General features: G+C 62.7%; 10 protein-coding genes and 1 pseudogene. 6 read left to right on the top strand and 5 right to left on the bottom strand.

Features of this window, described 5'->3' with window-relative positions:
- Positions 1–199: transposase (locus tag C501_RS0102585; RefSeq protein WP_026174481.1), on the bottom strand; the 199-nt coding region annotated here is incomplete at its 3' end.
- 92 nt (positions 200–291) lie between these two features.
- Between C501_RS0102585 and C501_RS14385 the strand changes: the two genes are divergently transcribed.
- Positions 292–492, top strand: coding sequence for a hypothetical protein (locus C501_RS14385; protein WP_169332109.1), 201 nt, complete (start codon positions 292–294; stop codon positions 490–492).
- A gap of 900 nt (positions 493–1,392) precedes the next feature.
- Here the strand turns inward: C501_RS14385 and C501_RS12235 are convergent.
- The 4 genes from C501_RS12235 to C501_RS0102565 form a co-directional block, all read right to left on the bottom strand.
- Positions 1,393–2,358, bottom strand: a complete 966-nt coding sequence (locus C501_RS12235) for an aminotransferase class V-fold PLP-dependent enzyme (RefSeq protein WP_018134069.1) — start codon at positions 2,356–2,358, stop codon at positions 1,393–1,395.
- Positions 2,359–2,436: 78 nt separating this feature from the next.
- On the bottom strand, positions 2,437–3,345 hold the full coding sequence (locus tag C501_RS0102575; protein ID WP_018134068.1) for a MaoC/PaaZ C-terminal domain-containing protein: 909 nt from the start codon (positions 3,343–3,345) through the stop codon (positions 2,437–2,439).
- A gap of 46 nt (positions 3,346–3,391) precedes the next feature.
- The gene (locus C501_RS0102570) at positions 3,392–4,777 is read right to left on the bottom strand and encodes a 3-oxoacyl-ACP reductase (RefSeq protein WP_018134067.1); all 1,386 of its coding nucleotides are present in this window, start codon (positions 4,775–4,777) and stop codon (positions 3,392–3,394) included.
- Positions 4,774–6,312, bottom strand: a complete 1,539-nt coding sequence (locus C501_RS0102565) for an acetyl-CoA C-acetyltransferase (protein ID WP_018134066.1) — start codon at positions 6,310–6,312, stop codon at positions 4,774–4,776. Before C501_RS0102565 ends, C501_RS0102570 begins: the two co-directional genes overlap by 4 nt.
- 62 nt (positions 6,313–6,374) lie before the next feature.
- On the opposite strand from C501_RS0102565, the gene C501_RS0102560 reads away from it, so the two are divergent.
- The 5 genes and pseudogenes from C501_RS0102560 to pepN all read left to right on the top strand — a co-directional run bounded on the left by C501_RS0102560 (position 6,375) and on the right by pepN (position 15,081).
- A complete protein-coding gene (locus tag C501_RS0102560; RefSeq protein WP_018134065.1) occupies positions 6,375–7,241 on the top strand; it encodes a TetR/AcrR family transcriptional regulator in 867 nt (288 codons plus the stop codon).
- On the top strand, positions 7,241–9,373 hold the full coding sequence (locus tag C501_RS0102555) for an acyl-CoA dehydrogenase family protein (protein WP_018134064.1): 2,133 nt from the start codon (positions 7,241–7,243) through the stop codon (positions 9,371–9,373). The genes C501_RS0102560 and C501_RS0102555 overlap by 1 nt, the downstream gene beginning before the upstream one ends.
- Positions 9,374–9,408: 35 nt before the next feature.
- Positions 9,409–10,828 (top strand): annotated as a pseudogene (gene gad / locus C501_RS12230) (glutamate decarboxylase).
- 84 nt (positions 10,829–10,912) lie between these two features.
- Positions 10,913–12,358, top strand: coding sequence for an SDR family NAD(P)-dependent oxidoreductase (locus C501_RS0102545; protein ID WP_425393272.1), 1,446 nt, complete (start codon positions 10,913–10,915; stop codon positions 12,356–12,358).
- A 29-nt stretch (positions 12,359–12,387) separates the two neighbouring features.
- Positions 12,388–15,081 carry an aminopeptidase N gene (gene pepN, locus C501_RS0102540; protein WP_018134062.1) on the top strand — a complete coding sequence of 898 codons (2,694 nt, stop codon included), beginning with the start codon at positions 12,388–12,390 and terminating at the stop codon, positions 15,079–15,081.
- The last annotated feature ends 51 nt before the right edge of the window (positions 15,082–15,132 follow it).

Here is a 15,132-nt window from a genome sequence, read left to right as displayed (position 1 = left end):
TCGCCTCGCGGAGCTGCTTACGCTCGTCCTCGGTCAGGCCCGGCACGCGCCCGTCTTCGATGTTTGCTTTTTTCAGCCAGTTGAACAACGAGGCTTCGGAAATCCCGAAGTCTCTCGCAATCTGCGATAACGGGGCCCGGGCTTTACGGGCCACAGCCACGACATCGTCACGGAACTCTTTCGGATAGGGCTTGGGCAAGAGATACATCCTTCCAGCGAGGACGAATCCTCACAGATCAGATGTCAACCAAACCCGGGGCAGACCCTCCGCCAGGGACGTCTAGTCGAGATGTGATCTCGTTCGCCTTGAGTACTTATGCGGCATCGATTCCTGACGGCTCCCGGATAGTGGTCCTGGCTCGGAATGAAAAGTTGGGCCGCATCTATCAGAAACGCTTAGGGCTTGAACGCCTTCTAATTCAAGGCGAACCAACCCTGGCCTACGGCGGAGTGAAGCAAAGCTACATGCCTGAATTCACAACTTCTTTGTGATCTCAATCTGGTTATCTGCGCTTCTAGCATTCTCATCGAATTGTTCATCTGGGCATGAAGTATCCCGCTATCAGCACCGTTACATAAACAACTACCCCTGCCACTGCCGGGTAAACGAACCAGTCCAAGTACTACATTGGATACTGGGAACGTAGGGCTATCTAGGCTTACATAGCTGCAGTGATGATTAGCGCTACGATGGCAGCCCAGCCTACGCTGCAAGAAAACAGATCATAATTCATGCACGTCCAGACAAATAAATTCAGCGCTCCAATGAGCAACATAGGGTTTCAGGGAATCAGGTAGCTCACTGGAATCAATACAAAACTAGTGATGCCCCCCCCCATGGCCACACCGGGGGAGCAGGCCGAAAATTTTTCCCAGCTCACCACAACCACCGCAGCACCGACGCTTATCGCGACCTGTGGAATGAAGCCATCGCTGAATACGCTAATAATCGCCAGGCAAACAAGATTGCTAGTACCGCAATCCGAGGTTGCGAAGCTAGATGTAGATACCCAAAAGCCAGCAAACCGAACGGCAGCACGACAAGGCGAAGATAATGCCGAGGCGGGCTGATCATTGAATGCGAAGCCGCAGCTAAAACAGCCACGAACCCAAAGAGCGCAATAAGAAGGTTCCGTTAAAAGACCCTGACCATACTAGCTTTTCCATCTAGTATCTAGCCCATAAATCACTACAGTTCCTTTCCTTACCATGAAGAATAGTTAGTGACTGAAATATGGCGAAATGCGGTGGCGAAGCATTGTCACAGTGACCCGTTCTAAAGAAATCAGCTACGCTGCTGGCTGACCCATTTCTGAGAATAGGCTCAGAAATTACCATATATTCCCTGAATGAGAAGTTGCTAAAAGTCACATATCTGTTTATGACGAAAATTCAAAACTTCGCGAGTTCCCGCTGAATCGCGGTGATCCCCTCATCCACTTCGGTGAAACTCGTGGACAGCGGGGAAAGGCCCAGGCGGATCCCCTCAGGCTCACGGAAATCCGGGATGATCCCCTGGTCCCACAGCCGCCGGTAGACGTCCCGGAACCGAGGATGGTCCAGAGTGATATGGCCGCCGCGCCGCGCCGGGTCCCGGGGCGAAGCCAACCGCACGCCGGCACCGCCGAGCAGCTCTTCGGACCTCGCTATCGCGTACTCGGTGAGGTCGATGGACCCCGCCCGCACCGCGTCTATGCCAGCGCGTTTGATCAGCTCAATCATGTCCTGCATCGCCAACATGCCCAGAATAGTCGGCGTTCCGGAGGTGAAACCGCGTATACCCGCAGCCGGACGATACTCAGGCCCCATCCGGAAGGGCTCCACATTGCCGAGCCAGCCCTGAATCGGCTGCTGCAGCGAATCTTGCAGCTCCGCCCGCACATAGCCGAAAGCAGGAGCACCCGGCCCGCCGTTGAGGTACTTATACGTACAGCCGACCGCCAGATCCACCTGGCAGGCATCCAGCTCCACGGGAAGCACGCCCACCGAGTGGCACAGATCCCAGAGAATGAGCGCACCGTACTGGTGCGTCAACTCGGTCAGCTCCGCCATCTGCGCCACATACCCGGAGCGGTACGCGACATGGCTGAGCAGCACCATCGCGGTCTGCTCGCTCAGCGCCTCGGCCAATCCATCCGCGGTGACGCCAGCCTCAGAGTCGGGTTCGATCCAGCGCAACTCCAGCCCGCATTCTGCTGCGATGCCCTGGACGATATAACGGTCCGTGGGGAAGTTGTCCCGGTCGATGATGATCTCCCGGCGCCCGGGGCGGGCAGCTACCGCAGCACGGCAGAGCTTATACAGCCAGACCGTCGTCGAATCCCCTAGCGCGCATTGATCCTCAGCGGCACCGAGCAAGAGCCTCGGCAGTCTGCATCTGCCCAGCCTAGCACCGCTTAGCTGTGCGTCGCCTCTGTATCGAGTCAGCACATTGAGTCAGAGCGGCGAAACTTCTCCGGAGAAATTCTTCTTGCCGTTGCGCGGATTCCAGCCCAAATACTCGGTACCGGCCCAAGCCCCTGAGGCATCGAACCGCTCCTGGAATCGCAGAGCCACCGAACCGGGGATGAACGTCGGGGTGGCGAACTCGGCGCTCCAGCGAAAAGCCTCCGCCGCCGCCGGCTGCGCCGCGGCAAGTGCCCGGCCAGCCAAGTACATGCCGTGAGCGATCGTCGTCTTCATGCCGAGCGCCTTGGCCCCCAGGGTGCTGGTGTGAATCGGATTGATGTCACCGGATACCGCCCCGTAACGGCGGCCGATATCTGCCGACAGCTCCCAGCGCTCATTGGCATCCGGGGCGGAGAACTCGCGCCGCTCATCCTCCACCTCGGGATAATCCAGGAAGACTCCCCTGGACAGATACGTGGAGGCACCGCGCCACAGTAGCTCATCCGTTGCACCGGAATGGGCTTCGGCCTGGATCTGGAACTGGGTTCCGGCGCGATGACGCCCCGGGTTCCGGCAGTTCACCGAGAAATTCAGTTCTTCCTCCGGCAGCACCCGGCGGTACTGCTCCACATCATTGCGCAGATGCACTAACCCCAGCAAAGACACGGGGAAGTCTTCAGAGGACATCAGTGCCACTGACAACGGGAAGCTCATAATGTGCAGGAATCCAGCTGGAATCTCATCCCGGCCTGCGCCGCGCATCAGCCGCTGATAGGCAGCCAGCCGGCCCGGTTCCGCACGCATACGGGGCAGGCGGAACTCGGTCTGCGGGAATTCCTTCGCGGCAGCCCCGCGCAGCCCCAGGCGGGCCAGTGCCCGGCCGCCGATCGCTCGGGTGTAGAGCTTGGGCAGTGCTGGGGTCTCGATGAATTCGACAACATCTTTAGCGGTGCTCACCGTAAATCTTGCCTCCTCGGCTCTCGGACTCTCGGCTCCTGATCGCTCACTGTCCTACCAGGTTCTGCCCGCAGATACGCAGGATATCGCCGTTGATTCCATCGGCGACCGGGCTGGCCAGGAAAGCGATCGCCTCAGCGACGTCTTCTGGCCGGCCACCCTGCTGCAGGGCGTTGATCCGGCGAGCCACCTCCCGTGTGGCAAACGGGATCTTAGCGGTCATCTCGGTCTCGATGAACCCTGGTGCCACCGCGTTCACGGTACCTCCGTATTCGGCGAGCAGAGGCGCACTGGCCCGGACCATGCCGATCACACCGGCTTTCGATGCCGCGTAGTTGGACTGCCCGCGATTCCCGGCGATGCCGCTCGTGGAGGCCACCGAGACGAGATGCGGCGACTGATCGAAGAGCTTCCCTTCCGCCGCAGCCGCCAGAAGCGCCTGATTGATCCGCAACTGAGCCGCGATATTGACCGTGATCACTGAATCCCAGCGGGCGGCATCCATGTTCGCCAGTAATTTATCCCGGGTGATACCTGCGTTATGCACCACAATATCCAACTGCCCGTAACGCTGAGCCGCGTAATCCAGAAGCCGCTCCCCGGCGTCCTCCGCAGTGATATCCAATTGCAGAGCCGTGCCGTGAACCGCGTTGGCCACAGCGGTGAGCTGCTCCCCTGCAGCCAGTACATCCACAACGATCACCCGTGCTCCGTCCCGGGCAAGAGTTTTCGCAATGGCCGCGCCGATGCCCCGGGCAGCCCCGGTGACGACTGCCACCCGGCCGGCCAGAGGCAGGTTCCACTCAGCAGGAGCCTCTCCCCGATCCGAGGAAACCGTGAGGAACTGCCCATCAACAAAGGCCGACCGGCGGGAGAGGAAGAATCGCAGCGCGCCCAAGGCGCTGGGGGCAGTGGTCTGCACTCCGTCCGCGAGCAGAATTCCATTGGCGGTTGCACCGGCACGCAGTTCTTTGGCAACGGAGCGGACGATGCCATCGACCCCGTGTCGAGCTGCCGCGACCTCAGGCGCCACCCCCTCGGCCACCGGACGGGAGATCGAGACCAGACGGCCGTGCGGTGCCAAGTCCCTGAGAGAGGATCCGACAGCCCGCAGGGGTTCAGAGAACTCACCCGGGGCAGCAAGGTCATCGAGCACCAGGATGATCGCGCCGAGCTTCTGCCGCGGGGTGGCCTGGCGGCGGATATCAAGATCCCATTCCAGAAGCGCTTCCACAAGAGCCTCCGCCCCCGCACCGGAGCCGAGGAGCAGCACCGGCCCAGTGGGCAGAGGGATTTGGGGGTCATAGCGGCGAAGTACAGCCGGTTGCGGCAAGCCCAGTTTCTTGGCGAGGTCTTTTCCGAAACCGCGGGAGACGAACTGCGTGTACTTATCGGCTTTCGGCTTGACCTGCCGCTGGGTCGGCCCGCTCATTTGGCTGCCTCCGGAACATAGGCTTCGAGGATCGCGACGACACCGAGGCCACCTGCGGCGCAGACCGAGACCAGCCCGCGAGCAGGCCTGCCGTCCACCATGCCTTTTTCGTGCAGCGTCTTCGCCAACGAGGCCACGATCCGCCCCCCGGTAGCGGCGAAGGGATGGCCTGCGGCGAGGGAGGAGCCGTTCACATTGAGCTTGTGCCGGTCAATGCTGCCCAGGGCGCCTTCCAGGCCGAGCCTGGTCCGGCCGAAGTCCTCGTCTTCCCAGGCTGCCAGAGCACTCAGTACAGTGCCGGCGAAAGCCTCGTGGATCTCGTAGAAGTCGAAGTCCTCCAGATTCAGGCCGTTTCGGGCCAGCATCCGGGGCACCGCGTAGACCGGGGCCATCAGCAACCCCTCCTGGCCGTGCACGAAATCCACTGCTGCGCCCTCGCCGTCAATAACCCGGGCTAGCATCGGCAGGTCGCGCTCCTGCGCCCATTGTTCACTGCCAAGCAGCACGGCCGAAGCACCGTCGGTCAACGGGGTGGAGTTGCCCGCCGTCATCGTGGCCGGTGCGCTGAGCTTCTTGCCGAACACCGGAGAGAGCTTGCCGAGCTTTTCGATGGAACTCTCAGGCCGCAGGTTGGAATCCTTGACCAGCCCTCGGTAGGAGGTCATCAGATCGTCGAAGAATCCGCGCTCATAAGCGGCAGCGAGGTTCTTATGGCTGGCCAGTGCCAGTTCGTCCTGAGCTTCGCGACTGATCTTCCATTCCGCCGTGGTGATCGCCTGATGCTCTCCCATGGAAAGCCCGGTTCTGGGCTCCCCCGTACTGGGCACATTCGGGGCAAGGTCGCTGAGCCGGATTTTCGTAAGGATCTTCAGCCGATCCGGCATCGTCTTGGCGCGATTGAGGTCCAGCAGGATGGTGCGCAGCCGCTCACTGACCGCGATGGGCGCATCGGAGGCGGAGTCCACTCCGCCGGCGATAGCGGAGTCGATCTGGCCAAGTTTGATTTTATTCGCGAGCCCGAGCACCGCTTCCAGGCCGGTGGCGCAGGCCTGCTGCAGATCGTATGCCGGGGTCTGCGGGGCCAGAGCCGAGCCCAGCACGGCCTCCCTGGTCAGATTGAAATCCCTGGAGTGCTTGAGCACCGCGCCCGCGGCGACCTCGCCGATCCGTATGCCCTGAAGTCCGAAACGGGCCACCAGGCCGTCCAGGGCTGCAGTGAGCATCTCCTGATTCGAAGCGTAGGTGTACGCCCCGCCGCTACGGGCGAAGGGAATCCGATTACCGCCTATGACGACAGCCGAGCGAGCCGTGCGGTGCTGGTCTGCGAGCGATTCGGTGCTCTGCTGAGTGTCTTGGGCAGTTTTTGCTTTCGCATTGCCGCTCGAGGCTCGGCGCTGGCCGCTGCGCTGAATGGACTGAACCGATTTCGAGGACTGGGCCGATTTCGAGGTCGAGTCCGAGTTCGATTCCGAACCCGACTGGCCTGAACTCTTAGCTGAGTTCTTATCGGGGGTACGGCTACCTGTCGCGGCCATGCGCTACTCCTTCGTCGATCAAGGGATTACTGATACTTAGCGTACCTGATACGCTGAGTATCGTGAATAGCATCGGTGCCGATCTCACCAAGCATCAGCGCCCCCGCGGTTCCGCTTCCAGTGCAGAGCCGTTGCGGGAAGCCGCACCGGCTCGCGCTGAATACTCAGCCGAGCCCGTCGACGGCCGCTCGGCCCGCTGGGCGGCTCATCGTCAGCAGCGGCGCGACGTGTTGATCCGGACCGCGCGTAAGGCGGTACACCGCCTTGGCCCCGATGCCTCCATGGAGGAGATCGCCACTGCTGCGGGCACTTCGAAATCTGTCTTCTACCGCTACTTCGGCGATAAAGCCGGACTTCAGCAAGCAGTGGGCGAAGTGGTCATCGGCCAGATGCAGGAAACCGTACTGACCGCCGCGCAAAGCGCAACCAGCTCCCGGCAGGGGCTAAAGAACATGGTGTCCGCCTATCTGCATATGGCGCAGACCTCCCCTCATGTCTATGCTTTCGTCACGCAGAACCCCAACCAAACCGGACCGGCCTCCGTGCGAACCCCGGACACCAGCCCTCCGGAGACTGAACCTCGCCGGCCGGTGATGCCCGGGCTCGGCGGCACCTCCGGGGCCCTAGGTAGCTTCTTCGACGCGATCGTCGCCATGGTGACAGTCCCCTTGGAATCTGTGGACGATCCGCTCAGCAGCGCTCAAAGCGTTCTGGCGCACTACTGGCCGGCCGCTGCGATCGGCCTGGTCCGCACCGCCGGAGAGCTCTGGCTCTCCAGCGACTCGCGGCAGCGCCCTGATGCCGATGCGATGGCCGAGCACATCACCCACTGGCTCTATGAGGGAGTGGACCCACCGGTCGCTCCGCAACAGCTCGAAGGCACTCCCGACTCTTCCACCTCTCCACCTCTCCAGAACGAAGGACGATGATGACCGAAACCGCTAACACCGAGCTCCTAGACCAGCTCGAGGCCGCTGTGGAAGCGGCCAAGGAAACCGAGAAGAACCGGCCCGAGCGGGATCCAGAACATATCCATATCGCGGCGCTCAGCGAGCTTCTCTTGGGGCGTTGGGCCGAGGCCCGCAGAATGGCCCGGGTCGCAGCGGCACACCCTGACGCCCATAAAGTAGAAGGGCTCACTCATCATGAACAGCGGGAACGGACTTTCCACACGCTGAAGATGATGGTGGACCTGAAGGCCGTGCACCGCGCCTTCCCCAAGCGGCTCGGCGGACAGGAGGACCACGGCGCCAATGTGGCCGGCTTCGCGGAACTCGTCACCGCCGATCCCTCCGTGCAGATCAAGGCCGGAGTGCAGTGGGGGCTCTTCGGCGCCGCGGTGATGCATCTGGGCAGCCAGGAGCACCAGGACAAATGGCTTCCTGGGATCATGAGCCTGGAGATTCCCGGGTGCTTCGCAATGACCGAAACCGGCCACGGCTCCGATGTCGCATCCATCGGCACCACCGCCACCTATGACCTGGATACCGACGAGTTCGTGATCCACACCCCCTTCCGGGCCGCCTGGAAGGATTACATCGGCAATGCTGCGGTGGACGGCCTAGCCGCCGTGGTCTTCGCACAGCTCATCACGCACGGTGTCAATCACGGCGTCCACGCCTTCTACGTCCCACTGCGCGATCCGCTCACCAAAGAGTTCCTGGAGGGCATCGGCGGTGAAGACGATGGCATCAAGGGCGGGCTGAACGGCATCGATAACGGCCGGTTGCACTTCAACCAGGTTCGGATCCCCCGCACTAATCTGCTCAACCGCTACGGTGACGTCGACGCTGAGGGCAACTACACCTCCCCCATCTCCAGCCCGGGGCGGCGCTTCTTCACCATGATCGGCACCCTGGTGCAGGGCCGTGTCTCCCTGGACGGCGCAGCCGTAGCCGCCTCGAAACTGGCCTTGCAGATCGCCATCCCCTACGCGGCACAGCGCCGGCAGTTCAACGCGACCTCCGATATCGAAGAGGAAGTGCTACTGGATTACCAGCGGCACCAGCGCCGGCTGCTGCCGCTGCTGGCGACGACGTATGCGGCAAGCTTCGCGCACGAGGAGCTGCTGGAGAAATTCGACGGGGTGTTCTCCGGCGAACATGACACCGATGAGGACCGGGAGGATCTGGAGACCCTCGCAGCAGCGCTGAAGTCGCTGTCCACCTGGCATGCGTTGGACACCCTGCAGGAATGCCGGGAAGCTTGCGGAGGGGCCGGGTTCCTCATCGAGAACCGGTTCACCTCGCTCCGCGCCGATCTGGATATCTACGCCACCTTCGAAGGTGATAACACGATCCTGCTGCAGCTGGTGGCCAAGCGGCTGCTGACCGACTACGCCAAGGAGTTCCGCAACCTTGACGTCGGCGTGCTGGCCCGTTATGCGGCGGGCCAGGCCACTGATCTGGCGCTCAATAAGAGCGGTTTGCGTCAGGTGGCCCAGTTCGTCGCCGATACCGGCTTCGTGCAGCGCTCCGCGCAGGCACTCAAGGAGACCGAGACCCAGCGGGCGCTGCTCACCGACCGAGTGCAGAGCATGGTGGGCGAGGTGGGAGGCGCCCTCAAGGATGCCGCGAAGCTGCCCCGCAGCGAAGGCGCGAAGATCTTCAATCAGCACCAGAATGAGCTCGTGGAAGCCGCCCGGGCGCACGCTGAGCTGCTGCAGTGGGAAGCCTTCACCCGTGGCCTGGAGCGCATCGAGGATGCCAAGACGCGGGAGATCATGACCTGGCTGCGCGATCTCTTCGGCCTGGGCCTGATCGAGAAGCATCTGGCCTGGTACCTGATGAACGGCAGGCTGTCCATGCAGCGGGCGCGGACCGTGGGCGAATACATCAACCGGCTGCTGAGCCGGCTCCGCCCGCACGCCCTGGACCTCGTCGAAGCGTTCGGCTACACCCAGGACCACCTCAGGGCCCCGATCTCCTCCGGCGCGGAACAGGAACGGCAGGACGAAGCCGCTGACTACTACCGGCGCCTGCGAGCCAGTGGCGATGCCCCGGTTGATGAGAAGATCGTACTCATGCGGCAGAAACAAGAAGCGAAGAGGAACAGCCGCTGAACAAGCCGCTCAACCACCGAGAAGGGGCTCAGGGAATGGCGCCAGGACAATCAACCGACGGTGATTTCAGTCAGGATGCCAGCATTGAACTGAGCCCCTTATTCACCCGACCTGGAGAGCGGAGCGAATTCCCGCGATATCACCTGCGCGGAGAATCATCGCTGCCGGAAACCGCCTATCAGATCGTCCACGATACCGCGATGCTTGACGGCAATGCCCGGCAGAACCTGGCGACTTTCGTGGGCACCTGGATGGACCCCTATGCGGACCGCCTCGCGACGGAGAACGCCGCGAAGAACATGATCGACAAGGACGAGTACCCGCATACCGCCGAAGTCGAAGAGCGCTGCTGGCGGATCCTCGCCGATCTCTGGCACGCCCCGGACCCCGCGAAGAGCATCGGGACCTCGACCGTGGGCTCCTCCGAGGCCTGCATGCTGGGCGGTCTGGCGCTCAAACGGCGCTGGCAACAGCGTCGCCGGGCAGAGGGAAAATCCGCTGAGCGGCCGAATCTGGTGCTCAGCTCCGCGGTTCAGGTGTGCTGGGAGAAATTCTGCAATTACTGGGACGTCGAGGTGCGGTATGTCCCGATCAGCGCCGAGCATAAAGTCCTGGATGGCTACCAACTGGAAGACTACATCGATGAGAACACCATCGGCGTGGTAGCCATCATGGGAGTTACCTACACCGGCATGTACGAACCAGTGCAGCAAATCTCCGAGGCCCTGGATCGGATCGAAGAAAAACCGGCCTGAACGTGGAGATCCACGTCGATGCAGCCTAGGGAGGTATGGTCGCACCGTTCCTGCAGCCGGATCTGGCCTGGGACTTCCGGGTGCCACGAGTGGTCTCGATCAACACCTCCGGGCATAAATACGGGCTGGTGTACCCGGGGGTCGGCTGGGCGCTCTGGCGGGCTGAGGAATTCCTCCCAGAAGATCTGATCTTCCGGGTCAGCTATCTGGGCGGGGATATGCCCACGTTCGCACTGAACTTCTCCCGGCCGGGGCGCAGGTGCTCCTGCAGTACTACCAGTTCCTCCGACTGGGCCGTGAAGGGTTCACCGAAGTGCAGCAGACCTCGCGCCAGATCGCTCAGCAGCTGGCCGCGGAGATCGGCGCGATGGAACCCTTCGAGCTCTGGAACGACGGATCTGATATCCCGGTCTTCGCCTGGCGGCTCAAAGAAGATCATCAGGCGAGCTGGACGCTCTACGACCTCTCCGACCGGCTGCGGATGTTCGGCTGGCAGGTGCCTTCCTATCCGCTGCCCGCTGATCTGGAGCAGATCACCGTGCAGCGGATCGTGGTGCGCAGCGGCTTCAGCAAAGATATGGCCCTGGACTTCCTCGCTGATCTGCGCTCGCAGGTGGCGTTCCTGGAATCCCAGTCGGAGGACCGACAGACCCGGCACACTCCGGCGTCTGATGCCTCCCGCTGCACCTTCCACCATTAAAGCCCTCGCCGCGCTTACCGGTACCATCAATCGGTGAGCACTTCAGAATCATCTGCTGACCCCGAACAGCTCAACGCCGAACGGATCCGCATCGCCGTCGAAGTCTTATCGACGGTTCATCTTCTCGATGAGCAGGATCCCCGGTTCGTCGAGGTCCGCAGAGCGACCGGCAAGATGTTCAAGGCCGTCAAGCGGCACCGGCGGACCACCAAACGGGACGCCGTCAACGCCGCTGATCAGGCGGTTCTGGAACGCACCGCGACCGCGGCACCGAACCGGATCGACGATGAGACCCGCGGCAATAAGCTGCGTTCCTCCGCAACGGGCCAGATCGCCGGTGTGCTCATCAAGCCGCAGGCCTGTTACATCTGTAAGGAGCAGTACACACAGGTCGATCACTTCTACCACCAGCTCTGCCCGGACTGCGCAGCGTTCAGTCACGGCAAACGCGATGCCCGCACCGATCTGCGCGGCAAGCGTGCCCTGCTCACGGGAGGCCGCGCCAAGATCGGCATGTACATCGCTCTGCGCCTGCTGCGCGATGGCGCGCATACCGTGATCACCACCCGGTTCCCCCAGGATGCGGCTCGGCGATTCGCCGCGATGGAGGATGCAGCGGACTGGCTGGACCGGCTGGAGATCGTCGGGATCGATCTGCGCGACCCGGCTCAGGTGCTTTCGCTGACCGAGACTCTCAACGCCGAGGGGCCGCTCGACATCATCATCAACAATGCCGCGCAGACCGTCCGCCGCTCCCCCGGCGCTTACCAGTCCTTGATCGACGCGGAACAGCAGCCTCTAAAGCACGCTCTGCCAGGCGCTGAGGCGAACCCTGCCTGGCCGCGGATCCGCAGCTTCGGGCATGCTCATGACCGGCACCCGCTGGCGCTCGCGGAGAGCGCGAGCAGCCACCCGGTGCTGGCCCAGAATGCGATCACGGCGGAGGAGCTCACCGCACTGGCGCTGGCCGCCGGCTCTGCGAGCCCCGAGCGGGTCGCGGCAGGAACCGCTATCGATGCCGGCGGGCTGGTCCCGGATCTGGACCATATCAATTCCTGGACGCAGGTGGTCGAGCAGGTGGATCCGCTGGAAATGCTCGAAGTGCAGCTGTGCAATGTGACGGCACCTTTTCTGCTGGTCTCGCAGTTGCGCCCGGCGCTGAGGCGCTCCACCGCGCGGCGGAAGTACATCGTGAATGTCTCGGCGATGGAGGGCCAGTTCTCCCGAAAGTACAAGGGGCCGGGGCATCCGCATACCAATATGGCCAAGGCGGGGCTGAATATGCTGACTCGGACGAGCGCCGGGGAGATGTTCGAGACCGATCAGCTCCTGATGACCGCGGTGGATACCGGATGGATCACCGATGAACGCCCGCATTACACCAAGGTCCGGCTCGCGGAGGAGGGCTTCCACGCCCCACTGGATCTGGTGGACGGCGCCGCCCGGGTCTACGATCCGATCGTGATGGGCGAGGCCGGCACAGATCTCTACGGCTGCTTCCTGAAGGATTACCAGCCGAGCCCTTGGTAGCCCGGCCCTGCTTGTGATGAGATGAACGGGTGTCTGATTCCTCCGCTCCTGTTTCACCGTCCTCCCGCGCCCGCAATCTCAGCCGTGCCGAAGCGGCTGAGCGCGCCCGGCTGATCACCGTTCGCGGCTATACCGTGAGCCTGGACCTGCGCACCGCCGTGGATTCCCCTGATGCCGGGTTCAGCAGCCGCACCGTGATCGATTTGGAGGCGGCTGGCGGCTCCGATACCTTCGTGGACTTCATCGGCCATTCCGTCGAGTGCGTGACGCTGAACGGCGTTGAGCTGGATAGCGGAGCCATCGCCTATGACGGCGCTCGAATCCAGCTGTCGGGGCTGCATGAGCGCAACCAGGTCATCATCGAGGCCACCGCTGCTTATTCTCGCTCCGGTGAGGGCCTGCACCGCTTCGTCGATCCGGAAGACGGCAAGATCTACCTCTACACACAGTACGAGCCCGCGGACGCCCGGAGGGTATTCGCCAACTTCGAGCAGCCGGACCTCAAAGCGACTTACCGTTTCGATGTGATCGCCCCGCAGGAGTGGCAGGTGGCCTCCAACGGAGCCGAGGAAAGCCGCTCAGAGACCCCCGGCGAGGCCTCTTTGAACCACTGGCATTTCGCGCAGACGGAGCCGATCTCCAGTTACATCACCTGCGTCATCGCCGGGCAGTACGCGAAGTTCGAAAGCTCCTGGTCTGGCCCCACGCACCCCGAGGGCATCGCCTTGGCTGCTTATTGCCGATCCTCCGCCGCAGAGAAGTTCGACGCCGAGGCGATCTTCGAACTGACGCGCAAAGGGTTGGACTACTTCCACGGCGCCTTCCAGTACCCCTACCCCTTCGGCAAGTACGATCAGGCTTTCGTCCCCGAGTACAACCTGGGCGCTATGGAGAATCCGGGCCTGGTGACCTTCACCGACGACTATGTCTTCACCTCCCGGGGAACGGACGCCCAGTACCAGCAGCGGGCCAATACTCTGCTGCATGAGATGGCGCATATGTGGTTCGGCGATCTGGTCACGATGCGCTGGTGGGATGACCTGTGGCTCAAGGAATCTTTTGCCGACTACATGGGCACCCGTGCCGTCGCCGATGCGACGGACTGGGCAGAGGCCTCCTGGGTCGCCTTCGCCAATCGTCGCAAAGCCTGGGCGTATTCGCAGGACCAGCTGCCCACGACGCACCCGATCGTCGCCGATATCGTGGATCTGGAAGCCGCTAAGCAGAACTTCGACGGCATCACCTACGCCAAGGGGGCTTCAGTCCTCAAGCAATTAGTGGCGTATGTGGGCTCGGAGGCGTTCTTCAGTGCGGCCCGGACGTACTTCAGACAGCATGCTTTCGGGAACACCACGCTGGATGACTTCTTGACGGTGCTGAGCGAGGCATCGGGGCGGGATATGTCCGATTGGGCTCGGCGCTGGCTGCGCAATTCCGGGATCTCCACGCTGAGCCTGGAGATCCAGGCAGACGGCAATAGCATGCAACGGGTCCGAGTGCGTCAGGAAGCACTCGATCCGGTCACCGGTGAGAAGGCTTTCCGCCCGCACCGGCTGAACCTCGGCTGCTATGACGACGACGGGCAGGGCGGGCTGGTCCGCACCGCCTCGATACCCGTTGAGGTGGACGGTGAATGGACTGAGGTTCCCGAGCTGGCCGGCGCTCGCCGCCCTGCCGTGCTGCTGCTCAACGACGATGATCTCAGCTATGCGAAGATCCGCCTTGATGCGGGCTCGCTGGGCGCGCTGCTCGGGAATGAGCCCCCTGGGTTATCCGCTCTGCAGGATCCGCTCGCCCGTGCCCTGTGCTGGTCGGCACTGTGGAATCTCTGCCGGGACGGAATTCTCCCCGCTGCGGACTACATGGCAGCCGTCAGCCGGCATGCAGCCGGGGAAACCGATGTCTCGGTGCTCTCCGGGCTGCTGGAGAACGCACTCTCCGCGCTGGAGCACTATGCGCCGCAGCAGGGCCGCGAGGCGCTCCGCAAACAGTTCATCAGCACGCTGATCGAGCAGCTGGAAGCAGCCGAGCCCGGCAGCGATGCACAACTGGCCTGGGCCCGAGGCCTGGCTGCTTCGGGACTCCCCGGAGCCGAGGCCGGTCGCGATGCGCTCGTACCGAAGCTGCACCAGTTACTGGCTGCTGAAGGGCCGGAAGGTCTGGTGGTGGACACCGATCTGCGCTGGCGGATTCTCGGCAGCCTGGCAGCCCTAGGAAACATGGGCCGCTCCGAGCTGGAGCAGCAGCTTTCCCATGATCGCGGCTCCGTCGCGGCTACTGGCCTGCAGCTGGCGCTGGAGGCCCGCCCTCTGGCCGAGGCCAAAGCGGAAGCCTGGCGCAGCGTACTGGGCTCGGTGTTGACCGAAGACAGCTCGACTAACCGGCTGTCCAATGATGAGATCAGCGCCCGGCTGAGCGGCTTCCGCGCCGGGCCATCACGGCTCAGGGAAGAATACGACGACCAGTACTTCGACCTGCTGGAGACCATCTGGGAGCAGCACAGCATCGAAATCGCGAGCCGCATCATCAAAGAGCTCTTCCCCGGTGAAGATGCCAGGGCAGGACTCGCCGCCGAGGATCACCGACTTCCGCAGCGCGCCACCTCCTGGCTCGCGCAACACCCCCAGGCTCCAGGCGGCCTGCGCCGGATCATTCTTGAAGGTCAGGACCAGGCGCTACGCGATCTAAGGGCCCAGCTGGCAGTTATCGACGCGACCGGCTGAGCCGCCCTCCCCCGGCTTACGGAGCAGTTGCAACCTGGCTATTCAGTGTTT

The sequence above is a fragment of the Acaricomes phytoseiuli DSM 14247 genome (assembly GCF_000376245.1).
In the GTDB taxonomy this organism is placed as follows: domain Bacteria; phylum Actinomycetota; class Actinomycetes; order Actinomycetales; family Micrococcaceae; genus Renibacterium; species Renibacterium phytoseiuli.
The sequence above is the reverse complement of the archived record's forward strand: the minus strand, read 5'-3'. Positions and strand labels throughout refer to the sequence as shown.